The sequence below is a fragment of the Erythrobacter sp. S259 genome (assembly GCF_057364965.1).
The window spans coordinates 2,615,141-2,639,077 of sequence record NZ_CP200286.1 but is presented as its reverse complement, the minus strand read 5'-3'; the positions used below and the strand labels follow the sequence as shown (position 1 = coordinate 2,639,077).

Sequence of the window (23,937 nt, the reverse complement as noted above, 5' to 3'; positions counted from 1 at the left end):
TCCTCATGAGCAGCATTTTGGCTCTTATCGAGCGGTAAAGCCATCACCATATGAGCCTGCATGAGCACACAGACTGAAACTTTTGCTGACCAACTTCTTGGCTTCACCGTGCCAGACCGCAGCGCGCGCGGGCGCTTGGTGCGTCTGGACCGCGTGATTGATGATGTACTGGCGGCCCACGACTACCCAGCGCCAGTGACCCACCTTTTGGAAGAAGCGCTAGTCCTTGCCGCGTTGATGGGCGGCTTGCTCAAAAGTGAAGGGGATGATGCGCAGCTCACCATGCAGGCGCAGACCAAAGTGGGCCCCGTATCACTGTTAGTGTGCGATTTCCGCGCGGGGAGCATCCGGGGTTACGCCGAATTTGATGCCGAACGGCTTGCACATCTTGGAGCAAACCCTTCGCTCAAATCGCTTTTTGGTGAAGGCTATCTTGCGATCACTTTCGAGACCGGTGCGGGCCAGCGTTATCAAGGGATTGTTCCGCTCGAAGGCGATAGTCTCGCCGAGGCGTGCGAAGCCTATTTCAGCCAATCAGAGCAAATCCCAACACTAATCCGCGTTGCAAGCCGGTCTGACAGGAGCGGCGGGACAGCAGCGGGACTTCTTATCCAGCACTTGGCGGATGGAGAGGAAGGACGGGAGCGGCTCCACGTGAGGTTGGACCATCCTGATTGGGAGCACGTGGCGACAATGGCAGGCTCTGTGAGCCACGACGAGCTGCTCGACGAGGATTTGCCGCTCGAGACTATCGTTTGGCGCCTGTTTCACGAAGAAAGCGAAGTGCGCGTGTCGGCGGGCAGCGAACTATCGCGTGGATGCCGGTGCAGCGCGAATTATTACACATCGGTAATTTCTCGTTTTCCGGAAGAGGAGCGGGATGAGATGCGCGATGATTCGGGCGTGATAAGCGTTGATTGCGCCTTTTGTGCCAAGACATTCGCATTGCCAATTTAACGCTTTGTCGCCGTTCAGCAACGGCTCATCGTGCGAGAGTATAAATCGACAAGAAACCGTCACCCGAAAGTCCGAGGTATTGCAAATGGCTTTGAATGCAAAAGTTTCACCGATCGGGATCGCTGCGGCCGCCGGTATGGTGGCCCTGGGATTGGCACTGCCTGCCGCTGCGCAGTCAGATAGCCTTTCCATGCTTGAAGGTCTGACCAAAGGTGAATGGACGTTAAAGCACCGGGATGGGTCGGCTGATCGCAAAATCTGCTTGAAGACCGGACGTGAGCTCATTCAGCTTCGTCATGAGGAGCCAGATTGCAGTCGTTTTGTGGTTGAGGATGCGGCGAGTAAAGTGGCTGTCCAGTACACTTGTCCCGGCAATGGATATGGTCGCACCAACGTTCGCATGGAAACGCGTGATTTGGTCCAAATAGAAAGTCAGGGCATTGCCTCTGGCCTGCCGTTCCAGTTTGCAGCGGAAGCACGGCGCACCGGCAGCTGCTAGAAAACCGTTCTGCCGCATCTGAATATTGCCAATCGGTAGATAGAACTTTAGCGCCGCAGCATGGCATCTTCAAAATCTTCAGCTATCGTGCTGCTTTCAGGTGGCTTGGATTCGATGGTCTCGGCTGCTCGGGCCCTAGAAGAGGGGTTCGTGGTCCACGCGCTGACCGTCGATTACGGTCAACGACATCGGATTGAGCTCGACCGCGCGAAGCAGATAGCTAAACGGTTGGGGCTAGCCAGCCGGACCGAGATCGCGCTCGATTTACGCGCTTTCGGCGGTTCAGCGCTCACCGATGATATTGACGTTCCCAAAGGCGGGGTCGGAGACGCTATTCCTGTCACTTATGTTCCTGCAAGAAATCTCGTCTTCCTCGCTCTCACAGCGGCTTGCGCTGAAGCGAAAGCGGCCAAAGATATTTTCATTGGGGTGAATGCGCTCGACTATTCAGGGTATCCCGATTGTCGGCCAGAATTCATCGAGAGTTTCGCAGAGACGGCACGTTTGGGGACTAAGGCTGGCGTCGAGGGGGACCCCGTTACTATTCATGCACCGCTTCAAGAGATGACCAAGGCCGATATAGCAGCTGAGTGCGCAAGGTTAGGATTGGATCCGGCCTTGAGCTGGTCCTGTTATGACCCGGCAGGCGATGGTCTCGCCTGCGGAAAGTGCGATTCGTGTCGTTTGCGCAAAAAGGGTTTTGCCGAAGCGGGAATTGCCGATAGCACTGCTTACGCAGCATAAGGTGAGCGACAGAAGTCGCTCGCAATAGGGCGTTGGGAGAGTGTTCATTGAGTGCAGATGTTGAAGCGCGGCCCCATGCGGCTGAACAAGAAAATGCGTCCGTCCCAACCTACAGCTGGTACGCGCTCAGCGTATTGGTCCTAGTCTATGTGCTGAACTTCATCGACAGGCAAATTCTCTCAATTCTCGCCAATGACATCAAGGCCGACCTTGGCGTTGATGACGCCTATTTAGGCTTTCTTTACGGGACTGCTTTCGCGATCTTTTATGCGCTCTTCGGGATCCCACTGGGAAAGCTTGCGGACAGCTGGAAGCGAATTCGCTTAATGACTTTGGGGCTCAGCCTCTGGTCGGCAATGACGGCCTTGTCGGGATTTGCAAAAGACGCAGGCCAGCTGACCGTTGCGCGAATTGGGGTAGGAGTTGGTGAAGCGACCGCTAGCCCGTCCGCTTATTCTCTTATTTCTGACTGGTTCCCCGCGCGCCTGAGAGCGACCGCGTTAGCGATTTACAGTTCAGGCCTCTACATCGGCGGCGGAATTTCGTTAGCAATTGGCGGGTTGGTCGTAGACCAATGGAACGATACTTTTCCAGCCGGTGGACCGCTCGGTATAGCTGGTTGGCAAGCAGCTTTTATCGCTGTCGGTATTCCGGGGTTGCTTCTTGCGGTATGGGTCGCGACGCTTCGTGAGCCCATTCGCGGTGCGATTGATGGCATTCCTACAGCTGAAGATCCCGCGCCATTTCATGGTTTTGTGAAAGAGCTGACGACTGTGATCCCAGGGTTCACTTTCTTTGGTGCAGCATCGCGAGGTCCGATTGCACTAGCGATTAACATTGCCGTCTTCGTCTTGGCGTTTGTGGCGGGGCATTTTCTCACACTTATTCTCGGCACCGGCCAAGGCTTTATTATGGAGGCCATCGAGAATGCGGTTGGCGTAAGCCTACCGTTCGTAAGCGATCAGTGGTTCTTGTTGGCTCTTGGGTACTACGCAGTTTTCAGTTGGGCAAGTTCCCTACGCTTGCGCGATTACCCTACCTTCGCACTGACCTGGGGCTCGCCTGCATTTCTATGCACTATTCTGGGCTATGGGACGGTCGCATTTATGGCTTATGCTGCAAGCTATTGGGGCGCGCCCTATGCAGAACGCGTATTCGATGTTTCGAAAGGTAATCTGGGCTTTTTCCTTGGCGGTGGGGGAGCTGTGGGCGGCTTTCTTGGCGTAATACTGGGTGGGCGAATGGCGGACGCTTTGATCAGTCGCACAAGCGCAGGACGCGTATGGGTTGTGCTCTTTGGACTTTTGAGCCCAATCCCATTTGCGCTCGTTCAGTACACGACTGAGAGTTACACTTTGTTCATTTTGCTGAATATCGTTGTCGGCGCTTTGGCAGCGTCTGCTCTGGGTGCAGCAGCAGCCGCCAGTCAGGCGCTAGTGCTTCCAAGGATGCGTGGTACGGCGACTGCAACTTTCTTTCTCGCTACAACGCTCGTGGGACTGGCGCTCGGGCCATACACAGCGGGTTACGTTTCTGCTCAGAATAGCGACGACCTGAGCATGGGGGTACTTTCTACGCTTTGGATTGCGCCGATTGGGCTAATTATTCTCATGGCAGCGATTAGGCTCACACCAAAGGCTAGTTCTTCCGTTATCGAGCGAGCTGAGGCTGCCGGTGAAGAGATCGGCCGAGACTGACTCTACAAGACGTTTGGGAAAGCTGCAGCTCGGCCTTCGAGCGATATTCTGCCTAGACGGCGATCCTCGATCTGCGTCACGTGCGCTTTGTTGCGCTGGAGCTTTCAGCTTTGTTTCAAACGGGTGTTTCGCTCTTGAGCATGCTCTATTCAGCTCACTCGTTTCAATAAACGAAAAAAGGGGCTGGATTTCTCCAGCCCCTCCTTAAAGTTTGGCAATGAAGCCTCCCCTTACATGCCCGAACCAGGCCCGTAAGTGACTTCAACGCGGCGGTTTTGCAGCTCGCGTACTCCATCTTCGGTTGGGACGCGGTTCTGCGTTTCACCGAATGCTTGGCTGGAAATACGGCCCATCGGGATGCCCCGACCGGAAAGATATTCCGACACGCTTACGTTGCGACGCTCAGCAAGAGCCTCGTTGTACGAAAGGCTGCCTGAACGGTCAGTGTGACCGGCAAGCATCACCGCTGCAGTACCGCAGTTCGCATATGCCGTCACCGCATTGTCCAAGATCGTAGCAGCATCAGCTGTGATCACTGACTCATCGAAATCAAAGAAGACGATGTACGGGCCGGTATTGCACGGCGGCGGCGGCGGTGGAGGCGGCGGTGGAGGCGGCGGCGGTGGAGGTGGCGGTGGAGGTGGTGGAGGTGGAGGTGGAGGCGGTGCCTCACCACCGAAGTTGTAAGTCAGTGTGCCCAGGATCGAGTGCGATTCGAAAGACCCGCTGAGATCGCGGCCAATCGGATCAATAATATCAACGTCTTCGGCCCTGAAGTAGCGATACTTCAATCCTACATCGAACTTATCGCTAACCGGCGCGCGTACGCCTGCGAGAATTTGCCAAGCAAACCCTGTGTCCGAATCGTTCCAAACGCCTGGTCCTGGTGCGAAAGTTGTACCTTCAACATCAACACGAGCGATGCCAACACCGCCTCCGGCAAAACCTTGAATCCCATCATCAGGACCGAAATCCACAAGACCGTTTAGCATAAAGCTGAGAGCGTCACTTTCGCCGCTCGCTGGCCTTACTTCATTCGTGAATAGGTTAGTTGGGGTGTCGAGTGGAAGTCCCGCAGCAGCGGCACCCACATCATCAAGATCAGCGCGACGATAGCTGGCTTCAGCTTCAAGCCGAAATACACCGAAATCGTAACCCACGGCGCCACCGACATCAAATCCGATGTCGTGATCTGCAACTGCCTGATCAGGAGTGCCGTTAATATCAAAGTCGATGTCTTCGACGATCATCGCACCCGCATCACCTTGGATGTACCATTGACCATCGCGGGCCATGGCCGGTGTTGCAAGAGCGGTCGAAGCCATCGCAAAACCAATGACGATATTGCGCATTGTGGAATTCCCCTTTTTTGAGTTGAGGCGCGATTGTTGTCTAACTTCTCGATTTTGCACACGCAAGCAGTCAATTGACCTAACTGTTGCATGTTTGCCTCTATATTCATCTCAAAAACCGAAAAGTAGTGCAATAAATTGATTTCCGGCTCGTTTAGCGTGTCAGAAGCTGCGTGCTACGTCCCATTTCCAAGAATGCCTGCTGTGCGCAAAGCGATAATCAAGTCCGAAATTGCGACTCGTGCTTCCGCGTCAATGGTCGTACCCCCACTCGGCTCTGCAGGCTCGGCGGCGGTTTGCCACTCGACCGTAAAGCGCATTTGAACGCCTGCGGATTGATCGAAGAGCGTCATACCATGGCTCGGATCCGCAAAATCCCATGCACCTGCGATATACACCGCGATCTGGTGGTCATGGCCATCCCACTGGCCTGAAGCATTCTTAAGTATCCGATAGGCAGATCCCTCTCCCGGCGCGCTAGGTGGTTCAGAAAGCGAAGCGACAACCGTTCCCGCCAACAATCCGTCAATCAAGGAAAACGCATGATTGATGAAGGGTTCTTTCTGCGCCTGTCCAGCGAATAGAAGTGGAAAGGAGAAATTCGTGCTGGTGGAAGGGAAATTGATCGGGTTTGCCATCGTTGGTCTCCTAGTCTTTACGCAAGCGAAGTGAGCAAAAGAGGTGGTGATTCTTTGAATGTGCCAATTTGGCTTACCCAAACTTGACCCGGTCCATAACTTGCTAAGAGCTGAGCTCTGGCGGATTGTGCAAGATCGAATCGAGGCTCGGTTACTGTCCAAGCCTCGTGAGGGTTGTCGCATGGTCCGAAGCCCACTTTGTAGAGTTCCTGTTCCTCAACCAGCGGCACTTCAACGCCGTCTGGCCACGTCCACTGCCCTCTTGCGCGGCGGGTCCAACAAAGGCGCCAATTCCCGTCGGCATGCATGCGCGTTTTCGGTGCGATCGGCATGATTGCGCGCTGTGAGAGCCCTTGATTTTGAAGGTCAGCGAAAACCGGTTCTTCATCAGCAAGGCCAATCGCCGCGAGCCGCGCGGGGGCGCCTGAGGGAACCAGCAGAGGGTCAATCGCTGTGAGACGCTCATCCAGAAGAACTGCGCTTGTCCCGCTCGGGTGGCCCAGCGCGGCAGCGGGTTCGGTTCCAGCTCTTCCTCGCAGCAAACCGAGCAAGCGCCAATCGCCATTGCCAAGTGACTGAGCATTAAGAAACTGGATCAGCTCACCGCCAACCATCAAGCGATTCGCGCCTGCTGCAAGGCCTGCAACATCCGTGCTTTGAAAGCTTAGGTCAGGCGCATCAAGGTGAATGAGAATCTCTGAATTGCGCTCGATTACCGCGCATCCAGATAGACCGATCGAAGATGTCAGTCTGCCCGCCACTGTACGGCCATTTCCGGTGCTCCCCGCCTCTGCGAGGGCCGCGCCCTCTTCAACAAAGAGCGCAGCACCTCTCCAACCGGCACTTTCTGAAGTTGCTGCCGCCAAAATCGTACGGCTGGCTTGCGGCGTTCTGTCCGTTGGCGGCGTTTCAATCGCGAAAAGTTGCGTGGGTGTGATGGGGTTATCGGCCGGGGCATTGGAAGCCCCGCCATCTGCGATCAAGCCACCAGCAATTTCTGGCGATAGTCTATCGAGACCCAATTCCACCCCGAGATCTGACCACTCCCAGCTCTTAACAAGCCAAATACCTGGAGCATTCGGGAGGCGGACCAGAGTGCCTGGTGCAATCGAGGGATCGAGTTCGCCTGTCCTCCAAACGATCTGTTCATTGCTCCAACGCGCGCGGTGGGCATTCGAGTTGGCCAGCTGGCGCGCGCCTTGTGCGTTCATCGCGGCGGGCAGGTCCACCATGATTTCTCGCCCGTCCGGTCTAAGGCCAAGGGCGCGCTGCACACTTGGCTGATAATCGCGATCCTCGTCATAATACCGAAGTGCAAGCGGTTCGCTTCCGACCCGTTCGCCGCGCTGTCTATTTTGTTCGCTAGCGTCCTCACTGTCACGCAGCGAAATTTGTTCAGGTAAAACCGGGATTGAACCTGCGCTTGAGTAGGCGGACGAAAGTTGAAGGCCATGGGCGCTTGTGGTGCAGACGAGAGGAAACACCTGATTGATTGTTGAAAGTGTAGAGCCGATCGGTCCGCCTTCATCTGAAAATCCGCGTGCATTCTTGAGCACTAGGTCCCCCTCGCCGGGTAACGCGCTTGGCACCAGTTGGCCGACTGAAACGGTTTCATCATCGGGTGCAAAAATTTCGAAAGTCAGGGCCGGAATACGATTGCCAAAATCGTTGAGCTGCAATTCTTCGAAAACAACATAAGCGATGTCGCGAAAAGCAGGCGCAAGATCGCCTTTGTCAGCAGCGATGAGAGGGTCAACGCCGGAATCGCCAGTGCCCTTGTAGCTGCGCATTACCCCGCCCACTTTAAGGTCTCCGGCCGCCCCGCGTAGTAGGTTGCCATCCGCCCAAATTCGTCCAATTCGGTCGATTGGTGTACTCGAAAGAGCAACGGCAAAAGACGCTGAGTAAGAAAATGTGGTCGTGGAGGGCTGCCCCTTGCTGCCCCCCTCATTATTTTGGGTCTCCGTTAGTTCTGTGGACCAAATTATTGATCCTGCCACGCGCATACGGCCAAAATTGCGCGGGAGCGGTTGTCCATAACTCGATGTGGTCACGGTTAGCTCTTTAAGACGTGGGCCCTGCTGGCCGGAGCCAAAAACGGCTTGGTCCGCCTGTTGGCCGATGAAAGCGCCAACCGCGCCTCCAATCGGACCGCCCACAGCAGTGCCCACCGCTGTCAAAAGCAAAGTTGCCATAACTTTTTCCTCACAAGGTTCTAAGGCAAGCGCCAGTGAGCTATTTGGTTGTCAATCAATGCCATTGGTTGTTTGACAACCTGACGTAGCCCGGCATGCGCATGAATCGCGCTGCGGGAGCTGGCGGCAATCACAACATGAAGTTGGGCGGGGCCCGGTCTCAGCAAAAGAACATCCCCCGTTTTGATCGGGCCAGTCACTTGGATCAGCCCCGTTTCAGCAGCGTAACCGATCCATACAGATGGATCAGACACACGAAGCCGGTAGCCTGCCGGGATTTTGGGCTCGAAGCCTATTGCTTTGAGGCTGCATGCGAGCAATCCGATGCAATCCAGCCCCTGAGCTGGGTCGCGGCCATGCAATACAAAGCGCACTCCAACAAGCCGAGCGGCCGCCTTTGCCAGCTCTTTGCTGCGTAGGTTGGTTTTGGTCATCCCAAACCTTGGCCATATCGCGCCAGCAGGTCGTTACCAGGTAGAAACGGTTCACCTCTGAAATTCACAGCATTTGCGAACCTGTCCGAGCATGTGGTCAACGTATGGTCGCAGCCCTCGCGCAGCTCAGCTGGAACGCCTTCCTCAAGCCCGATGGCTAGCGGTCTGTCGAGAGCCAACCATTCGCCTTCAATGCCAACAATCACAAATGCGAGCCCCGTTTGGGGCCCATCAAGAAAGCGGACTTGGCCATCCAGATAATTCTGCGCTGTAATCCCGGCGACCCGGATTCGATTGAGATCAATGTCGATTTCGTTGACCTTAACCCGGCTTGTAAAATGGGTGGCGGACAATCCGCAGCCTCGCCCGCAAAACATGGCCCTGCATGTAGGGCTCGTGCGCGGCACAAGATCTTTCTCAAGAATACTCTTGGACGATCTGAGCTCTCCGGAAAATGCTCTGCGATCATCCTCGACGCGGCCAAGCGTGCCGGAATAAAGAACGCGGTTTTCAAGGCTTTCCCAATCGACAATCCCCACTTCGATCGCGGCTTCGTCAAAAAGGCCAGCGGCAAGGTCGCTTTCTCTAATCGCATCGTGACTGAGCGCGCCTTCAACGCCAGCGTTTTCTTCTGTTAGGTCGGAAGTGAGCCGAATGGCTGTCGGCACCATGCCGGGCGCTGCGCGGTGGACAATGCCATCAAATCCAAGATCTTGGTCATGGCTGGTAAACCCGAGCGCTACGCCGTCCCTTCGAAACACTCGCCAAAATGTTGCTGCAGTATCGAGCTCGCGTTCAAAGAAAACGCGAGTCATAACTCTTCCCGCAGCTCGATTAATGGAATGCTTGGAGCCTCACCGGCTTCAAAATTGACACCGGAGATATCAACCCTGTCCTCGGCAAAACGAACCGGTACATCAAAGAGGAAACCCGCACGAATTTCTGCCCCGATTGCCGGCGCTGTGTTGAAGATCAACTTGCCCTTGTCGCCTAGGAACCAGCCAGTTGAGAGCTCTGCGTCCACGCTTACAATGAGCGTCTCTGCCCTTGGCCGCGTTATGGGGCGGATTTGAGGTTCGGTGCTGCTGCCATACGATTTGGTAAGCTGGAATTCTGCTGCGACACCGTCCCCTAGGCCGATAAGTTGGTCAAGCATCGTAGGCGTGCCCGTCATACCGTTTGAACTGTGGTCAGTAGGATCGCTGATCAGAAAACCGCGAGCTGCACCGCGCCTCGCTCTAAAGAAGCCAATCAGCTCACACAATTCTTGCTCTGAGCGTATGCCGGGGCCCACATCGAAATGGACCTTAGCATCAGACCACAGCGAATTTCGCCGTTCATGGCCTGAGGAAGTGACCGCTATCGAGGTAGAGAATTCGGGGGCAACCGATGCGCTGCGACCAAGAGCGAAGGGATAAATGATATCGTCAAAGGCTTCCATTGCGTCCTCTCGATTTGAAGGAATACGGGTGTAGCCGTCACGATTGACTTGCGGCTGAGCCCACACATATCTGCGCTCGATGTGCCGTGCTGCGGCTTCATCCAACCCGCGATCAATACGGGCCCAGTAGGGTTCATCATCTTGTTCTTGCAGAACGAAGCCTGCGAGATAGTCTTGTTCTTCAAGAGGATATTGCAGGCGTGTATCGGCAAAAACATAGGCCGCGCGTCGCAGCGCATCGGCGCCATCGGTCAGCCAATCATAGTCTTCGAGTTGCAAGCGATCGAAGGCAGGTTTTGCCCAGCCAATGGGCAGGTTTGCCCGCTGCAGTTCCGGCATTTCAGGATTGAGGATCGTGGGAGTAAAGGCGAGCAGCAAGACTTCGGCAACAGACGGAGCGGCGGCTCTCACTGCCGCGGTTAGATCTGCTGTCGACTGGGCCAAAAGTGCGCCTGCTGCATCGAGAAGTGCTGTTTGATCATTGTCGAGCGGGTCGCGAATATCGGGAATATCTGGCGGATTTCCGCCAAACGCTGCCCTTGCTGCATCATCGTAGATGCAGATTTCGCCTTGCGCTGTGGTCCACCACCATGGCTCACCGATCTGGAATCGCACCGGCAAGGAAGCTTGGGCCAACAAATCGACGAACGCGCTTGCGCTTGCCCGAAGCCACGCCATGGCATCCGTGTTGGCAGGGGACAACAAGCTCGAAGGCGGCACCCAACCTGTCAACGCCGGATCACCGTTCAATGTGCGCTGCTTCCAATCTTGCGGGCAATAAGCGTTGAATAGCTCGTAGGAAATCGACGCGATGATCTCGATCTCATCTGCTTTTGCCAGAGCGAAGAAATTGCGATGCCATTCCTCGCACGGCGCGCAGAGGTCACCGGAAGGCAATACCAGCAACTCTCCGCCCAGTTGTCCAAGCCGCATGAAATGGCTCATGCCGACATAATGGATCACGTCTTCCCGGTAGCCCAGACCAATAAGATTGCGCAATATGCGCGCGGGCGTTTGATCATAGGCGTCGTCATACGCAGTCGCGAGCCGCTCGCCATGAATGGGGAGCCTAACATCGCCGATTTCGAGCATCCCATGCCGGCCATCTGCCGCGACTTCGGAAACTGTCACTTTCCCGTTAAAACGGGCTGGTAGAGAAGCTGTGCTGCCTGCTGCGAAATCGGGCGCAACAAGCGAGATAAACATGCGGTCAATATCCGCGGGATAGATTGCTGTGCCCGGCAGAGAAAACCCGCTTTCCAGCTCTGAAAACGCCAGTGTGATCACCGCATCTGTCGGCGTACCGTCAGCGTAGTTCCACAGTCTGATATACCACGCTTGGGGATCCCCTTGCGCGTCACGTCCCTCGATTGTCAGCGTGGGGCCGTTGACCTCATCAAGAGCGATGACCCCTTCCGATTGCCATCTGAACTTCAGGATTGTGTTTGAGTAATCGCGGTTCGTTTCGTAAGCGAGCAGGGGGTGATCAACAGTATCTTCGCTCTCCCAGATAAGGCCGACAAGCTCACCTTCGTGATGAAGCTCAACGTCAATCTGCATTGATGCAGCGCCGGTCGTGACCACTGAAGCCATCGCGGGGCGCGGGAAGTTCACTCTCCAGAAGCGAGGATCGAAACGCTGAATAAAGCTGGATTCCTGCCCGCGGCGTTCGCGCGCTAGCCAATATGCCATAGCTTATCCCCTTTGTGTTCTAGCGGTCTTGCAAGGCGCGGCGAACGGCGCTCGCGACCTGGCGTGAGGAGCGCTGCATGGCGGCCGGTGCGGCTGTTCCGCGAGGAGAGGCAAGCTGGATTGCGACGCGAACATCACCGCCAGGTGCGCCTGTTCCTTGATTAGCGGCGATGCGCCCCGAAGACGTTGGCACGAACAATTCAGGACCGTTCTCGCCGACCAGATATCCTCTCCCCGGTGAGACCGGCCCCCCTATTGCACGACCCGGTGCACCAAGTAGCGCACCAAAAGTCTGCCCCAATAGCCCGCCTAGCCCTGAGCCAGAGCCCGAGCCGATGCCGCTGAAAAGGGAACCAATCCCTGAGCTGATTGCGCGAGATGCGATAGAATCGAGCGCGCGAAATGCCACTTTTTGCAGGTCATCAAAGCCAAGAGAGCCCCGCCGCACCGCTGACAAGAGGCCGCGTTCCAGAACAGATCCTGCCCTGTCAAAGCTATTGAGCAAAGAGGAATCTACCGTGCCTCTGACCGCCTCAATGTCGGCATTGAACCTGTCGGTCGTCGCACGAACATCAATCACCAGCTCTTCAAAATACTCATCATCCATTGCGTTCACGCTCCAACATTTCGGCTATTGTTTCCAACGAAGGGCCCTGTGCATTCTCGAGCCCATTGGGGTCAGTGACCGCGCTTCTGAGCTCCCCTGGGGTGGCTTTCCAAAATTCATCGGGGCGCCAGCCAAGCCACCGCGCAGCGATGCTCCACCACTGCGGGGCAGAGGCGGCAAATTCGCCCGGATCGCTTTCGGTCATGATTGACCTTGCAAAACCTGTGAGAGGATTGCGCGCACAGGCTTTGTCGTCTCGATCAGTCCGCGTTTAAGGACCGCCTTCCCAACCTCTTCACGCGCGGGCCGATCATCGGTCTCAATGCAGTGCCAAATCAATGCGCTGACTTCAGAAAGTGTTAGCGTGCCATCAGACGCGCGTTCGACAAGAGCAAAGAGCGAGCCGATTTCCGCCTCAGCAGCAACGAGGTTCTCAAAGCTTGGACGCAATCGGAACGGACGCTCGCCGATCTCAAAATGGGCCTCGCCCCTCAGCGCGTTAGCGGCCTGGGTCATGCCGGAACAATCGGACCTGAGCTTTCAAGCTGAAGCGTGTAATTTCGCTCGCCATTGAAATCGCCCGAATAATCGAGTCTCTGAACCACAAAGCGACCGCGCAAACGCTCGCCATCTTCGAATGACAATTCATACTCATCAATAGTGCCTCCAAGAGCATGGGCGCGAACCGAGGATTCCGCGTCGCTGCCAAGGAATATTCCAGCCGCATTGACCGAAACAGACCGTGTGCCCGCCCCAGATAAAAGATCGCGCCATCCCCCCGATTCTTTGTTGGTCACCGCAACAAGGTCACCATTGATTGACAATTGTGTGGTCCGCATGCCGGCCACGGTTTCATAGGAAATGGGCGAGCCGCCATCTCCGATTTTGAGCAAGAAAGCAGATCCATTCTGCGCTGGCATAAGGTCTCTCCAATTGTGAGTGTTCAGGTTTGTGGGGTGAAAATCCGGAAACGGAATTCGAGCAATGCTGCGCGAAGGTTGCCCGCACGCTCTTCGCTGCGAGCACGCAGGAAACGTATGGAGGCAAGCTCAAATCCGCTTTGAAATGGGGGCAGATCAAGCACGCGGCGCTCGATAGCGTTGAGTAATGGTCCATCGGCATCGGGCTCATCCGCGCGGCTCTCGAGTTCAATCGCGATACGAACCTCGCGGCCGGGCCGTTCTTTTGTGCCCCAATCAATGGAAGCGCTGGCCGCTATACCGAGCCACGGCGCGCTTGCTTTGACAGGAGCCTCCTCCTCTATTGCGTTGATTGCAGCAAGTTCGGGGTCATCGCGCAGCCATCTAATTAGCTCAGCGCGTAAATGATTTTCCATATGATCAACCTCTCGTGAAGCCGGGCCACAGGGCCTGCGCTGAATGCCAGTTGGGTGAGCCAGCGTGCCGCTTACGCTTGCGCCTTATCGCGATGTCTTGGCCAATGCGCTCGGCGTTTGTGCGCAAACGCCGGATCAACTCATCGCTAGGGCTATGGACGGTAATCATGTGAGGCGTGGGGACTGCCAAGGGCGCCATAGGGCACTGACGATCGCTGGCGGCGAGGTCGGTTTTTTGCCATCGCCTGGGCGGTCACGGTCCTGATAGTCATAGGCGCACAGGCGGATGATGCCCTGCTTTAGCGGCGCTGGGACTGTTTCCCATGTCTCGGCGATTCCAACTCTGGCTGTCACCACCAACGCTTGGCCCTCTAAACTGCCGAGCAATTGAAAAACCATATTGCCGCAAGGCTGAATTTTGGTCTCAAATTGCGCGGCTTGGAGCGCTGTTCGATCACCATTTTCCGATATGAGCTCGGCACCTGAAATGGAGTTTACAGGCCGCGAGGCCAGCTTGGATTGCCCGACTTGGATCGGGAGACGTTCTTCTATGAGCTGCGACAATGGGGACTGACCTGTGAAGCTCTCGCACATGGAAAGCGCGGTATGCAAAAGGTCAGTAAGAAGGGCATCTTCATCGGGCCGGGTTATTCCAAGCCAGCTCTTCAATTCAGCAAGCGCTCCGCCGTTCAAGTCAGCTGGCTCCACAATTTTCCGCTGCATAGCGGTCTCCCAAATTTGAGAAATGGATCAAGGTGCACCCGCGCCCATTGCAGCCAGCTGGAGTGAAGCTTGGTCTGCGGGGCGCGGGTGAGGGGTGCCGGCAAGGGAGTAAAGGGGGAACTCGACCTTGCCGGGAGCAGATGATGCCGCCGCTAAGCGGCACCTGCAGGAGCGTTAGGCTTCGATCTTCAACAGCTTGATCGCGTTTGAATCGAGCACCTGGCCGCCGATACGCTTGGTCGCATAGAAGTGGACAAACGGTTTGTTAGAGAACGGATCGCGCAGCACGCGTGTCGTGCTGTGTTCTGCAATCAGATAGCCATGCCGGAAGTTACCAAAGGCAATCGGGAATTCGCCCGAGGCGACGTCTGGCATATCTTCAGCTTCAACCACTGGATAGCCGAGCAGACGATCTGGTTGGCCCTCGACCATGCCGGGCTGCCAAAGGAATGCGCCATCAGCTGTTTTAAGTTTGCGGACAGTTGCAAGGGTCGCTGAGTTCATGACAAAGCTTGCGCCTTGACGGTGCCCAGATTTGAGCGAATGGATAAGGTCAATCATTTTGGCCTCTGGCGCGCTGTCAAAGCCGTTCGCATCGCCTGAACCGATGTATTGAACCGTCTTGAAGGCGCGCACACCATCTTCTGCGGTGCTGGTGGGCGAGCGCAGGAAGCCTTCTGGCTGATTGATGCCTGTGCCATCGACGAAGGCAGAGCCTTCAGCCCGTGCAAATTCAGTCGCGATTTCGCTGGCAAGCCATGATTCAAGATCGAATGCCGCATCGTCGAGCATTCCCTGGCTTGCCGCTGGGTTTGCGAAAAGGTCACCAGACGGGGGCGCGATCTCTGCAAAATTGGGAGCGTCGGTTTCTGGGCGCGGGGCAACCTCGCTCACCCAGCCTGATGCTGTGCCGCCGGTTGCAACAAGCTTACGGTAGCCTGACGTGCCCGTTTGGACGACTTGAGCAATGGCACGAATAGGGCTGGTCTCAACCAGCTCGCTTGTGATCATTGCGTCAATTTTTTGAGGCACCGCAAATCCGCCATCGGAAGGGGAGGAGCCATTGATCGACTTGACCTGCGTTTCGCGCCCGCGGCGCAGGTATCCGTCGATGAAACCCTTCACTTCCTGATCGGAAACGGCGGCTCCGCCCATGGCTGGCCGTGAGGCCGCACGGGAAACCTTGTCGAGACGCGCTTTCACTTCGTCAACGTCGCCGCGCAGGGTTTGAATATCAGCTTCGGCCTGATCTTGCCGAGCAACGATGTCAAAGCTCTCTTCCATTTGCGTATCTGCAACAGCAGGGGTGGCAGCCGGTGTTGTGTTGGTATCCATGGGGTAGTTGGCCTTTCTGTTTGGCATAAAAAAGGCCGCCCAACATGGCGGCCCGAGGGGATCTGTGATGGGCGGCTAGGAAACGAGGTGAACCCGGGCGCCGTGTTGAAGGGGATGTGTCACGAGACTGACCTCAAACAGATCTATCTCAGCCAGTTCGCGGCCCTTGTCGTTATGGCGTGCCTGACGCGCGCGGTAGCCAAAACTAAGGCCGGAGACCTCGCCTTGTGCCAGCAAACGTGCAGCGCGGCTGTTTGTGCAGTCGATGCGGGCGATAACGCGAAGACCGCGCTCATCTTCCGTGACGCTTTCGATCTCACCGATCTGCTGATCAGGGCGATGCTGCCAAAGCAGAGGAAGGGCCTTCCTGCGAGACGCCAGAGTGGCGGCAAACGCGCCGGGCAGAATTGTGTCGCGATCGGCATCGGGGATATTGAAGAGACCCGCATATCCGGCAAAACGGACAGGCTGTTTGGAGTGTGCGGCGGTCCTCATCACAGCATCTCCCAAACGCCAAGGCGTACGGCGATCCCGACCAAAAGCACCGCTAGAAGCGCGCGAATGATCCACTCGATAAGAGCCTTCCATGCGCTTGCCTTTGCATCGCGCCAAGCTTGAAGCAGTTCGCGAAGTTCGTCCAAATCGTTTTCAGCGCCAGGGTCAGCAAGGCCAAGCCGGTCGAGCACGCGGCCGGTTGCGATCTCCGTTGTCTCCTCCACGATTGCTCGCAAAGTCACGATATCGGCTCCGGCTTCATTGGCCTGTGACATAAGGCTAGCCAGGGTATCTGATGGCGTCATTGGCTGTCCTCCGCAGGTCCAAAGCCCAAGAGTGCGCGTTTTTCATCGCGGGAGAGAAAATCAGCATCAGAAACTTGCTTCCATAACCGTTCGCGGTCTTCTGAAAGCGCTGTGATCTTATCGAGCTCGACCGCAATCGAGCTTCCGGCAAACCAAGGGGCAAGCCCTTCCTGCAAGGCTGAGAATAGTTTCTCTGAAAGCGGCAAAAGCGTCAGCCGCCAAAGCGCACGATTGGCCTCGCGGTAATTTGAATAGGTGTTGTCCCCCGGCAGCCCCAACAGCATCGGCGGTACGCCAAAAGCCAGAGAGATTTCCCTTGCTGCGGCGCTTTTGAGAGTTGCGAAATCCATATCGGCCGGTGACATGGCCATTGATTGCCAGCGCAGTCCCCCGTCCAGAAGCATAGGCCGTCCGGCGTTGCCTGAACCTGAAAATGCGGCCTCAAGCTCCGCTTTAAGCCGGTCAAACTGTTCATTGGTCAGCCCCACGCCGTCTCCGGGCTCGTAAACCAAAGCGCCTGATGGGCGAGCTGCATTTTCAAGCAGCGCCCTGTTCCATTCCGATGCGGCGTTATGAATGGCAACGGCTTGCTGAGCAGCCGCAAGAGCGCTTGCACCCCAATGGTCATCGAGCGGGTGCATGGCTTTGATGTGAATGATATTGGGCCACCCATCCTCGTCATCGAGGGGAAGGGTGATTTTGTCGCCGACGACGCTGTAGGTGTAGGCGCATGGCCAGCCGTCAGGGCCCGGCACAACGTCTACCCGGTCAGGGCGTAAAGCAAACAGCTCAACGGGCTCACCGCCGGCATCTTTCACAATTTGGACAAACCCATTGCCGTGCAGAAGCAAATGAGAAACCAGGGTTTCAATGAGCGACTGGCCTGCACTGGTCGCGTTGATCAGCGCGCTAAGCTTTTCATTATTGCTCGCAACGGGCGCCTGGCCAACGCCTTCTGCAACGATCCGAACGGCGCGCTGTGCGATCGGGTTGCTTAAGAACCCTTCCTTCACACAGCGCTCATATTGATACGGTTTCGAGCTGCCCATCTGGCTAAAGGCCGGCGTCCACCCTTGCGCGATCCCTGGCGCTAAAGGCATGCGGGATTCCTCCCCGCCTTTGAAGGCAGAGAGCAGTTGTTCAAGCAATGCCATCGGCAATTTCCTTTGTGTTGCTTTCGAGCGCTACATTGAGCGCACGCTGGGCTTGGCCTTTTGGCCAAGCATCAGTTCAGTCAGCGCCCACACCAGCGCATCAGCGCGATCAGGCGAACGGCCGGGTCCGGCGTATTCACCGCCAGTGAGCATGCCGCACATTTGGTCTTCGAGCTGCGGGAAGGGGCTGCTGTGGCGAACCTTCCCCCTTCATAAAGCGCCGCAATCGGCTCGGCTCTTGCAACTTTGCCACGGCTGGCGTGCACCAGCTTGACTGGCAGATTTGCGTTTGCTGCACGAAGCACACTTTCCACCATGGCTCCGCCCTGATTGGCTTCTGCAACAACGCGGTCCGCTTCCCACTGTTCTGCGGCCACCGCGACTGCCTTCGCCCATTCGCTTGGCGTTGCTTGTCCCACCGAACAATCTGCGAGCACGCGGGCGATGCCGTCATGTCCTACTCCCGCAACCACAATGCCGCACTCATCGCCCGAGGACGAGATTGGCGGGTCAACTGCGACAACCACCCTGGTCAAGATCGACATCGGGTTAGCCGATTGGGCGTGTTCCATAATCCGCGCTTTTTCGATTGTCGCGCGGGGCCATAAAGTGCCATCAATATCGGTGAGCACTTCGCCCGCGATTTCTTGCCGTGCAAGCTGTGTTCCGCCAAATTCGGCATCAATCGCAGCCAAGAACCGCATCGGCAGATTAGCCGCATTATCAAATGTAGAGCCCCGCGTGATCACAACGCTTCCGTCGCGCTCGCCATCAACCAGCCTTTGCACAATGGGAACCACGCGCGGGGTTGTTGTCACTGCAATGCGGGGGTCTTTTCCCAGCCTTAGCCCCATGAGCATATTATCCCAAGTCCGCGTCGCCCGGTCATGCGAAAGCGGCCATTTGCCGATTTCATCGCACCAGGCGTGGCTAAATTGTGGGCCTCGCAAAGATTCTGGTTCCGCTGCAGAAAACAGCTGAACCTGCGCCCCATTGGGAAAACGAACACGCCTAAGCGAGGCCTCGAAGGTGGGTTTTCGTTCGGGCGGGCAGCAAGCAAGCAGCCCGCTTTCGCCCTCCACCATCACGGCTCGCGCCTCGTTGAGTGAGGCCGAAATAAGAGCAATCCGGGCCCCCGAATTGCTTTCAGCAAGCATCTTTACCCATTCAGCGCCTGCCCGGGTTTTTCCAAACCCGCGCCCTGCCAAGATCAGCCATGTGCGCCAATCTCCAAGCGGCGCGATTTGCGCATCGCGGGCCTGCAATTCCCAGTGAAAACGCCATTCATTGCGTTCTTCCTGATCCAAAGCATCTGCGACTTCTTGACGAACGGACTCATCCTCATGGGCGAGCCATTCCAAGCGGCTGGTCACGGTAACTTACTTTCCTGACCTTTTTCCTGCCGAACCTGCTCTCTGATTGCTTCAACCTTGCGGTCGATAGAGGCGCGCACAGCTTCGGCAGTCACATTGCGTTGTTCAGCCTGAGCGCGCGCCGCATTGTCGCGGTGGGCTGAAAGCAGTCTGATCGCATTGGCGAAATCATATTTGTCGTTGTTCATCGCCTGCATTTCACCTTCACGAAGCCGTCTTAAAACCTCCAATTCGAGGTGCAGGTATCCTTCGTATAAAGCGGCAAGCCATTTTCTTGCGAAAACAGCATCCTGCCGCCTTTTCTGATACACAGCGCCTGTGCTGATGCGGGCCCGTTCTGCTGAGCGGGTGACATTGGAGCTTTCTGCCAAAAAGCCCAAGAATGCGTCGTATTTGGCGTCCTTTAGAAACGAAGCGCCCTGCGGGTTGTATTCAATTTTTTGTGCAACAATGTTCTTGTTCCTTGTCATTGGTCGTCTCCCGTCAAAGAGTGACCAAACAGGGCGCGCTTCCCGAGATGGGTGCGGCCCTGCGTGGTTTGTCCCAAACCACCCTGAAGCGAATCACAATTTCCTGATGATGTGCCATTAGTACCAAATAGCGTGACGATGTCAAGCAAAATCACCAAATAGGTTATAAATAAGAGTTTGCATGGTGCATAGCGCTGGCATAGGGCGCGATTGTATTCCGCCTCGGGTTGGTGCGCCTTTGGGGGTGCGGTAAATTGAGGTTCGGCAAGGGAGCAAAGATTTAGTGACTTGGCTGCGCGCGCTTTATGATTGGACGATGGCGAAGGCTGCGCATCCTCATGCGGTGTGGTGGTTGGCTTTCTTCTGCTTTATCGAGATCAAGCTTTTTCCCGATCCCACCGCATCCATTGCTCGGGCTTATGTGCCTTGCTGAGCCAAAAAGGGCGATATGGTTCGCGATCGTCGCGACCGTCTCATCGGTGCTGGGCGGGCTGTTCGGCTATGGAATCGGGTATTTCCTCTATGAGGCGGTTGGCGCATCGGTCATCGCAGCGCTGGGCCTTACCGAGAGCTTTCCCGTTGCGGCATGCTACATCCGCGAGCAAGGAGCAATGGCCGTCTTTTTCGCGGCGGGCACCCCGGTTCCCTTTAAGCTGATGACGATCACAGCCGGCTTTATAGAAATGAACCTGATCACCTTCACGCTCGCATCCCTTGCTGGACGAGGATTGATGTTCATGGTGGTCGGCGTGCTGTTTCAGGTTTTTGGCGCGCCGATCAAGCGCATTATCGACAAATATCTGGGACTGCTCACAACCCTATTCGTGATCACGATCGCTCTCGGTTTTATTGCTTTTACCCAGCTAGCGGGTAGTAATGAAAGCTCGGATAACGATGCTCACGTGTGCGATGTCGCCGCCGATGTGACCACTGCGTAGACCCCCTATCCCCGTTTGTTTTGGTTATCACGTTATCTGAAAATAACCAGAACGGCTCACCGATCTTGAAAGTGTGGCGCTCTCTTCTCCAGAAAAGCGGATTGTGCCTCTCTTGAATCTTGAGTTTGTGCCAAAAGAACTTGCTGGCGGTCCTCAAGAGCAAGTGCTGCTTCGAACCCTGGGGCATCAATATTTCGGTTCAAAGCATCTTTGCTCAGCCTCAAGCCCATAGGAGCTGTGAGCAGCATCTCATCGACGACTTTTTGCGCTGCGCCCTCAAGCTCATGCGCGCCTACAATCTCGCTCACGAATCCGGAAGATAAGGCGCGATCGGCCGATATGAACCGGCCGGTCAAGATCATTTCGCTCGCCAATGACGATCCCACCAGCCGCGGCAAGAAATAGCTGGAGCCCATATCGCAGCCGCCGAGGCCGATTTTGATGTAGGCAGCATTCATCCGAAAATCCGGAGTGCAAAAGCGAATGTCGCTCGACAAGAGGAGCGATAGCCCGCCGCCACATGCAGCCCCTTGCGCCAAAGCAATAATCGGCTGCGGGCATGACCGCATCAATTGCATCACCGTCGCAATGCTGCGCTGCGTGCGCCAACTGTGCTGCAAGGCTCCTGCGTCGTTCTCGTTACCCCAAGCCTCCAAATCGAGCCCTGCACAAAAGGCCCGGCCCGCAGCCTTTAGGATGACGATCCGAATATCGTGGCGGTCGTGCAGCGCTCTGAAATAGTCTTGAAGCGCGAAGATGAGCGCTTCATCCATTGCATTGAGCCGCTCTGGCCGGTTGAGCGTAATGACCGCAAGGGGACCCTCTTCTGCGATCAGGACCGGGTCTGTCATGCTGTCGTACCTTATATAATGCCGACGGCTTTACCAGCTCGCTCAAACATAGACAAAATGGTCTGCACTTCTTCGGCCGAATGCTCTGCACAAAGCGAACAACGCAGCAAAGTCATGCCCGCTGGCGTGGCGGGCGGGCGAGCGAGGTTTACGTAAAGCCCCTCCTTCAAAAGCGCCTCCCACATCATCGCGCCTTGTTCCAGATCAGGCATGATGACTGCGATGATGGCGCTTTGCGGGGTTTCGGTGCCGATCTTAAAACCAAGATCGGTAAGGCCCTTATGAAGCGTTTTGGAATTTTCCCAAAGATGGGCCCGCTTGTTCGCGCCGTGCATGAGCTTGCGGATCGAGGTCGCAGCTGTTGCAACAACGCTGGGCGGAAGTGAAGCGGTGAAGACGTAGGGACGACATACAAGCCGCATCACGCCAAATTTGGGGTGGTTCGATACACAAAAGCCGCCGACTGTGCCGACACTTTTCGAAAAGGTGCCGATGATGAAATCAACATCATCAATAACGCCTTGTTCCTCGCACACACCGCGCCCGTTCTCACCGATGAAACCCATGGAATGCGCTTCATCGACAAGCACCATTGCGCCGTATTGCTTGGCCAGCGCAACCATCTCCTTAAGAGGTGCAACATCGCCGAGCATCGAGTACACACCTTCCAGCACAACCAGCTTGCCCGCATCTTCTGGCAGGCGGCGAAGGCGCTTTTCTAGCGCTTCAATATTGTTGTGACGAAAGGCGACAATCTCGGCATTGCCCATCGCGCAGCCGTCATAGATTGAGGCATGGCTGTCGATGTCAAGAATGACATAGTCGCCCTTGCCTGCGATCGTGGAAATGATGCCGAGGTTGGCTTGATAGCCTGTTGAGAAGACCATCGCATGGTCCATCGCGTAAAATTCTTTGAGCGCGTCCTCGCATTCCTTATGGCCTTGATAGGTGCCATTCAGAACGCGGCTACCCGTGGTGCCAGACCCGAAATTTTCCAGCGCATCTTTTCCCGCATCGAGCACATCTGGGTCAAACGTCATGCCCATATAATTGTAAGTGCCAAGCAAGATTGTATCCCGGCCATTGCAGATCGCACGGGTTGGCGAGAGCACTTTTTCCATGACGAGATTGTAGGGATCCTCAACCCCTGTCGCGAGGATCGTCTCGCGCAGTTCGATCATATCATCGAATTTGGAGAAAAGGTCGCCTTTGGGGCGTGCGGTGGTTGTCGCAGTGTCAGTCATAAGGGAAACTCTTATCAGCTATCCTGCAGCGTGTGCACTGCGGTGACCAATTGGCCGTAATTCTCAATCTCAGCCTGCTGGTTCATGCTGATGATGATATCAAACTCATCCTCAATCTCAGCCACGAAATCCATAACAGTGAGGCTGTCAAATTCGAGGTCGCCTGCAAATGTCGTCGCGTTCTCAATAGCGACACCCTTTTTGTTAAAGGGCTCAATCAAAGCGCGGATGCGTTCATCAACTTCAGCTTCGGTCATGGTTAGAACTGCTTTCTATTTTCACTGCGGCTTGCGGTTGCCGCGCCTGCTGTGTTTACAGAGCGCTTTGGCGGATAGTTTCATGTGCCACAAGCTGAGCGGGGACAAGCTTGTCAAGCTTTCCCCAAAGTGGCAGGTTGGCTTCGCGATGTTATGGGGGGATATTAAGCGTGGCACAAGCGAGGGCTGAGACTGCCATTCCCATGAAGGGTGGTGCTTCGAAAGAGAAAGCTTTGGATGGCGGCGATACGAACGGCGAAGCTGTTCCAAGCAAGCCAGAGCGCAAATTTTCCAATCATTCGATACATCTTGTGCGGACAGCGCAGGTGCAGACCCTATCGCTTTCATCAATGGCCGATAACAAAGCCTCCATCCTCATCGGTGCGACCTTTGTTGTGTTCTCCATGTCGATCACCAATCTGTTTGGCGGCGGGGCGACTTGGGCGGTCGTGACTTTGGCGGCGACCGCCTTTATTTCCTCGCTGTTCGCCGTTCTCTCGGTCATCCCCAGCGTGCCAACTGCTCCCGAAGATAAGCGTGATTTCAACTATCTATTCTTCGGCCACTACGTTGCCCTCGAGTCTGACGAGTGGATTGAGGACATGCTCGACAGGTTCGAAACCGACGAAAAGCTGTTCACCACCATGCTCACCGATATCCATCAGGGCGGGCAGGTTCTGGCAGGCAAAAAGTACAAATATCTGAACTACGCTTACCGCACATTCGTATGGGGTGTGTTCGTAACCTGGATTGTCTTCGCTTACGAAAATCTCGTCGCTTAGATCGTGCGGCTTAATCAGGCAAAAGCTCTGTCACAGCGTTCATGAACGGGATGATGGAAACAGGCTTTGCCAAGTAGCCCGCAGCACCCGCATTTCGAATACGCTCTTCGTCACCTTTGGCGGCAAAAGCCGTCACAGCAAGGATGGGAATCGATTGCAGCGCGGTTTCCTTTTTCGCAGCAGCAATCAAATCGACGCCGGAAATGCCAGGAAGCTGTATGTCCATGATGATCAGATCAGGCAGAACTTCGCGCGCGGCTGGCAGAACTGCACTGCCATCAGCGATAGGCTCAACGTCATATCCTTTGGCCTTCAAAACATCGCAGAACAATTTCCGGTTGAGGTCGTTGTCTTCAACAACCATAATTCGTTTTGTCATTAACGCGCCTGCCTGACCCAATTCATCCTTAACCCTCTT

General features: G+C 55.7%; 26 protein-coding genes and 2 pseudogenes. 6 read left to right on the top strand and 22 right to left on the bottom strand.

The genetic code is table 11. The features are described 5' to 3' along the window. Positions 1-60 precede the first annotated feature (60 nt). From hslO to AC0V60_RS12445, 4 genes are all read left to right on the top strand, one after another. Positions 61-957 carry an Hsp33 family molecular chaperone HslO gene (gene hslO / locus AC0V60_RS12460; RefSeq protein ID WP_486178774.1) on the top strand — a complete coding sequence of 299 codons (897 nt, stop codon included), beginning with the start codon at positions 61-63 and terminating at the stop codon, positions 955-957. A gap of 85 nt (positions 958-1,042) precedes the next feature. Further along, complete coding sequence (locus AC0V60_RS12455; RefSeq protein WP_486178773.1) at positions 1,043-1,456, top strand: hypothetical protein; 414 nt, start codon at positions 1,043-1,045, stop codon at positions 1,454-1,456. A 60-nt stretch (positions 1,457-1,516) separates the two neighbouring features. Then, on the top strand, positions 1,517-2,200 hold the full coding sequence (gene queC, locus AC0V60_RS12450; RefSeq protein ID WP_486178772.1) for a 7-cyano-7-deazaguanine synthase QueC: 684 nt from the start codon (positions 1,517-1,519) through the stop codon (positions 2,198-2,200). Between the two features lie 47 nt (positions 2,201-2,247). Continuing rightward, entirely contained in the window at positions 2,248-3,897 is a 1,650-nt protein-coding gene (locus tag AC0V60_RS12445) for an MFS transporter (RefSeq protein ID WP_486178771.1), read from the top strand. Positions 3,898-4,127: 230 nt separating this feature from the next. Here the strand turns inward: AC0V60_RS12445 and AC0V60_RS12440 are convergent, their stop codons facing one another. The 18 genes and pseudogenes from AC0V60_RS12440 to AC0V60_RS12355 all read right to left on the bottom strand — a co-directional run bounded on the left by AC0V60_RS12440 (position 4,128) and on the right by AC0V60_RS12355 (position 19,447). Further along, positions 4,128-5,249 (bottom strand): OmpA family protein, encoded by a 1,122-nt coding sequence (locus tag AC0V60_RS12440; RefSeq protein WP_486178770.1) that lies wholly within the window; start codon positions 5,247-5,249, stop codon positions 4,128-4,130. 176 nt (positions 5,250-5,425) lie between these two features. Next, positions 5,426-5,887 carry a DUF2793 domain-containing protein gene (locus AC0V60_RS12435; RefSeq protein ID WP_486178769.1) on the bottom strand — a complete coding sequence of 154 codons (462 nt, stop codon included), beginning with the start codon at positions 5,885-5,887 and terminating at the stop codon, positions 5,426-5,428. A 17-nt stretch (positions 5,888-5,904) separates the two neighbouring features. Continuing rightward, positions 5,905-8,082 carry a GTA baseplate fiber-binding domain-containing protein gene (locus AC0V60_RS12430; RefSeq protein ID WP_486178768.1) on the bottom strand — a complete coding sequence of 726 codons (2,178 nt, stop codon included), beginning with the start codon at positions 8,080-8,082 and terminating at the stop codon, positions 5,905-5,907. 20 nt (positions 8,083-8,102) lie between these two features. Continuing rightward, entirely contained in the window at positions 8,103-8,516 is a 414-nt protein-coding gene (locus tag AC0V60_RS12425; protein ID WP_486178767.1) for a hypothetical protein, read from the bottom strand. After that, entirely contained in the window at positions 8,513-9,331 is an 819-nt protein-coding gene (locus AC0V60_RS12420) for a DUF2163 domain-containing protein (RefSeq protein WP_486178766.1), read from the bottom strand. Before AC0V60_RS12420 ends, AC0V60_RS12425 begins: the two co-directional genes overlap by 4 nt. After that, positions 9,328-11,649, bottom strand: coding sequence for a DUF2460 domain-containing protein (locus AC0V60_RS12415; protein WP_486178765.1), 2,322 nt, complete (start codon positions 11,647-11,649; stop codon positions 9,328-9,330). Before AC0V60_RS12415 ends, AC0V60_RS12420 begins: the two co-directional genes overlap by 4 nt. Before the next feature lie 19 nt (positions 11,650-11,668). Then, positions 11,669-12,256, bottom strand: coding sequence for a tail tape measure protein (locus AC0V60_RS12410; protein WP_486178764.1), 588 nt, complete (start codon positions 12,254-12,256; stop codon positions 11,669-11,671). Then, entirely contained in the window at positions 12,249-12,461 is a 213-nt protein-coding gene (locus tag AC0V60_RS12405; protein ID WP_486178763.1) for a phage tail assembly chaperone, read from the bottom strand. The genes AC0V60_RS12410 and AC0V60_RS12405 overlap by 8 nt, the downstream gene beginning before the upstream one ends. After that, positions 12,458-12,772, bottom strand: a complete 315-nt coding sequence (locus tag AC0V60_RS12400; RefSeq protein ID WP_486178762.1) for a gene transfer agent family protein — start codon at positions 12,770-12,772, stop codon at positions 12,458-12,460. Before AC0V60_RS12400 ends, AC0V60_RS12405 begins: the two co-directional genes overlap by 4 nt. Continuing rightward, the gene (locus tag AC0V60_RS12395; RefSeq protein ID WP_486178761.1) at positions 12,769-13,176 is read right to left on the bottom strand and encodes a phage tail tube protein; all 408 of its coding nucleotides are present in this window, start codon (positions 13,174-13,176) and stop codon (positions 12,769-12,771) included. The genes AC0V60_RS12400 and AC0V60_RS12395 overlap by 4 nt, the downstream gene beginning before the upstream one ends. A 23-nt stretch (positions 13,177-13,199) precedes the next feature. After that, entirely contained in the window at positions 13,200-13,592 is a 393-nt protein-coding gene (locus AC0V60_RS12390; RefSeq protein WP_486178760.1) for a DUF3168 domain-containing protein, read from the bottom strand. A 165-nt stretch (positions 13,593-13,757) separates the two neighbouring features. Beyond that, complete coding sequence (locus AC0V60_RS12385) at positions 13,758-14,315, bottom strand: head-tail connector protein (RefSeq protein ID WP_486178759.1); 558 nt, start codon at positions 14,313-14,315, stop codon at positions 13,758-13,760. A 174-nt stretch (positions 14,316-14,489) separates the two neighbouring features. Continuing rightward, entirely contained in the window at positions 14,490-15,650 is a 1,161-nt protein-coding gene (locus AC0V60_RS12380; protein ID WP_486178758.1) for a phage major capsid protein, read from the bottom strand. Positions 15,651-15,725: 75 nt separating this feature from the next. Continuing rightward, a complete protein-coding gene (locus AC0V60_RS12375) occupies positions 15,726-16,145 on the bottom strand; it encodes an HK97 family phage prohead protease (RefSeq protein ID WP_486178757.1) in 420 nt (139 codons plus the stop codon). After that, complete coding sequence (locus tag AC0V60_RS12370) at positions 16,145-16,450, bottom strand: DUF6127 family protein (protein WP_486178756.1); 306 nt, start codon at positions 16,448-16,450, stop codon at positions 16,145-16,147. The genes AC0V60_RS12375 and AC0V60_RS12370 overlap by 1 nt, the downstream gene beginning before the upstream one ends. Further along, on the bottom strand, positions 16,447-17,604 hold the full coding sequence (locus tag AC0V60_RS12365; protein ID WP_486178755.1) for a phage portal protein: 1,158 nt from the start codon (positions 17,602-17,604) through the stop codon (positions 16,447-16,449). The genes AC0V60_RS12370 and AC0V60_RS12365 overlap by 4 nt, the downstream gene beginning before the upstream one ends. 30 nt (positions 17,605-17,634) lie before the next feature. Beyond that, a pseudogene (locus tag AC0V60_RS12360) lies at positions 17,635-18,977 on the bottom strand (DNA-packaging protein). Beyond that, on the bottom strand, positions 18,974-19,447 hold the full coding sequence (locus AC0V60_RS12355) for a hypothetical protein (RefSeq protein WP_486178754.1): 474 nt from the start codon (positions 19,445-19,447) through the stop codon (positions 18,974-18,976). The pseudogene AC0V60_RS12360 and the gene AC0V60_RS12355 overlap by 4 nt, the downstream one beginning before the upstream one ends. 316 nt (positions 19,448-19,763) lie before the next feature. Between AC0V60_RS12355 and AC0V60_RS12350 the strand changes: the two are divergent. Continuing rightward, positions 19,764-20,385, top strand: a pseudogene (locus AC0V60_RS12350) (YqaA family protein). A gap of 56 nt (positions 20,386-20,441) precedes the next feature. Here the strand turns inward: AC0V60_RS12350 and AC0V60_RS12345 are convergent. From AC0V60_RS12345 to AC0V60_RS12335, 3 genes are read right to left on the bottom strand one after another with little or no spacing between them, the layout of a single operon-like run. Further along, positions 20,442-21,236 (bottom strand): enoyl-CoA hydratase/isomerase family protein, encoded by a 795-nt coding sequence (locus tag AC0V60_RS12345; protein WP_486178753.1) that lies wholly within the window; start codon positions 21,234-21,236, stop codon positions 20,442-20,444. Positions 21,237-21,247: 11 nt separating this feature from the next. Beyond that, the gene (spt, locus tag AC0V60_RS12340) at positions 21,248-22,480 is read right to left on the bottom strand and encodes a serine palmitoyltransferase (protein WP_486178752.1); all 1,233 of its coding nucleotides are present in this window, start codon (positions 22,478-22,480) and stop codon (positions 21,248-21,250) included. A gap of 14 nt (positions 22,481-22,494) precedes the next feature. Continuing rightward, the gene (locus AC0V60_RS12335; protein WP_486178751.1) at positions 22,495-22,737 is read right to left on the bottom strand and encodes an acyl carrier protein; all 243 of its coding nucleotides are present in this window, start codon (positions 22,735-22,737) and stop codon (positions 22,495-22,497) included. A gap of 170 nt (positions 22,738-22,907) precedes the next feature. Here AC0V60_RS12335 and AC0V60_RS12330 point away from each other — a divergent pair, with 170 nt between their 5' ends. Then, positions 22,908-23,519: a Pycsar system effector family protein gene (locus AC0V60_RS12330; RefSeq protein WP_486178750.1), complete on the top strand. Its 612-nt coding sequence runs from the start codon at positions 22,908-22,910 to the stop codon at positions 23,517-23,519. Between the two features lie 10 nt (positions 23,520-23,529). On the opposite strand, the gene AC0V60_RS12325 is transcribed toward AC0V60_RS12330, so the two are convergent. Continuing rightward, positions 23,530-23,898 carry a response regulator gene (locus tag AC0V60_RS12325; RefSeq protein ID WP_486178749.1) on the bottom strand — a complete coding sequence of 123 codons (369 nt, stop codon included), beginning with the start codon at positions 23,896-23,898 and terminating at the stop codon, positions 23,530-23,532. Positions 23,899-23,937 lie beyond the last annotated feature (39 nt).

What these genes read in the sequence shown, in the direction of transcription:
- hslO (WP_486178774.1), top strand. Translation starts at nt 61, where the DNA reads ATGAGCACACAGACTGAAACTTTTGCTGACCAACTTCTTGGCTTCACC.
- AC0V60_RS12455 (WP_486178773.1), top strand. Translation starts at nt 1,043, where the DNA reads ATGGCTTTGAATGCAAAAGTTTCACCGATCGGGATCGCTGCGGCCGCC.
- queC (WP_486178772.1), top strand. Translation starts at nt 1,517, where the DNA reads ATGGCATCTTCAAAATCTTCAGCTATCGTGCTGCTTTCAGGTGGCTTG.
- AC0V60_RS12440 (WP_486178770.1), bottom strand. Translation starts at nt 5,249, where the DNA reads ATGCGCAATATCGTCATTGGTTTTGCGATGGCTTCGACCGCTCTTGCA.
- AC0V60_RS12435 (WP_486178769.1), bottom strand. Translation starts at nt 5,887, where the DNA reads ATGGCAAACCCGATCAATTTCCCTTCCACCAGCACGAATTTCTCCTTT.
- AC0V60_RS12430 (WP_486178768.1), bottom strand. Translation starts at nt 8,082, where the DNA reads ATGGCAACTTTGCTTTTGACAGCGGTGGGCACTGCTGTGGGCGGTCCG.
- AC0V60_RS12425 (WP_486178767.1), bottom strand. Translation starts at nt 8,516, where the DNA reads ATGACCAAAACCAACCTACGCAGCAAAGAGCTGGCAAAGGCGGCCGCT.
- AC0V60_RS12420 (WP_486178766.1), bottom strand. Translation starts at nt 9,331, where the DNA reads ATGACTCGCGTTTTCTTTGAACGCGAGCTCGATACTGCAGCAACATTT.
- AC0V60_RS12415 (WP_486178765.1), bottom strand. Translation starts at nt 11,649, where the DNA reads ATGGCATATTGGCTAGCGCGCGAACGCCGCGGGCAGGAATCCAGCTTT.
- AC0V60_RS12410 (WP_486178764.1), bottom strand. Translation starts at nt 12,256, where the DNA reads ATGGATGATGAGTATTTTGAAGAGCTGGTGATTGATGTTCGTGCGACG.
- AC0V60_RS12405 (WP_486178763.1), bottom strand. Translation starts at nt 12,461, where the DNA reads ATGACCGAAAGCGATCCGGGCGAATTTGCCGCCTCTGCCCCGCAGTGG.
- AC0V60_RS12400 (WP_486178762.1), bottom strand. Translation starts at nt 12,772, where the DNA reads ATGACCCAGGCCGCTAACGCGCTGAGGGGCGAGGCCCATTTTGAGATC.
- AC0V60_RS12395 (WP_486178761.1), bottom strand. Translation starts at nt 13,176, where the DNA reads ATGCCAGCGCAGAATGGATCTGCTTTCTTGCTCAAAATCGGAGATGGC.
- AC0V60_RS12390 (WP_486178760.1), bottom strand. Translation starts at nt 13,592, where the DNA reads ATGGAAAATCATTTACGCGCTGAGCTAATTAGATGGCTGCGCGATGAC.
- AC0V60_RS12385 (WP_486178759.1), bottom strand. Translation starts at nt 14,315, where the DNA reads ATGCAGCGGAAAATTGTGGAGCCAGCTGACTTGAACGGCGGAGCGCTT.
- AC0V60_RS12380 (WP_486178758.1), bottom strand. Translation starts at nt 15,650, where the DNA reads ATGGATACCAACACAACACCGGCTGCCACCCCTGCTGTTGCAGATACG.
- AC0V60_RS12375 (WP_486178757.1), bottom strand. Translation starts at nt 16,145, where the DNA reads ATGAGGACCGCCGCACACTCCAAACAGCCTGTCCGTTTTGCCGGATAT.
- AC0V60_RS12370 (WP_486178756.1), bottom strand. Translation starts at nt 16,450, where the DNA reads ATGACGCCATCAGATACCCTGGCTAGCCTTATGTCACAGGCCAATGAA.
- AC0V60_RS12365 (WP_486178755.1), bottom strand. Translation starts at nt 17,604, where the DNA reads ATGGCATTGCTTGAACAACTGCTCTCTGCCTTCAAAGGCGGGGAGGAA.
- AC0V60_RS12355 (WP_486178754.1), bottom strand. Translation starts at nt 19,447, where the DNA reads ATGACAAGGAACAAGAACATTGTTGCACAAAAAATTGAATACAACCCG.
- AC0V60_RS12345 (WP_486178753.1), bottom strand. Translation starts at nt 21,236, where the DNA reads ATGACAGACCCGGTCCTGATCGCAGAAGAGGGTCCCCTTGCGGTCATT.
- spt (WP_486178752.1), bottom strand. Translation starts at nt 22,480, where the DNA reads ATGACTGACACTGCGACAACCACCGCACGCCCCAAAGGCGACCTTTTC.
- AC0V60_RS12335 (WP_486178751.1), bottom strand. Translation starts at nt 22,737, where the DNA reads ATGACCGAAGCTGAAGTTGATGAACGCATCCGCGCTTTGATTGAGCCC.
- AC0V60_RS12325 (WP_486178749.1), bottom strand. Translation starts at nt 23,898, where the DNA reads ATGACAAAACGAATTATGGTTGTTGAAGACAACGACCTCAACCGGAAA.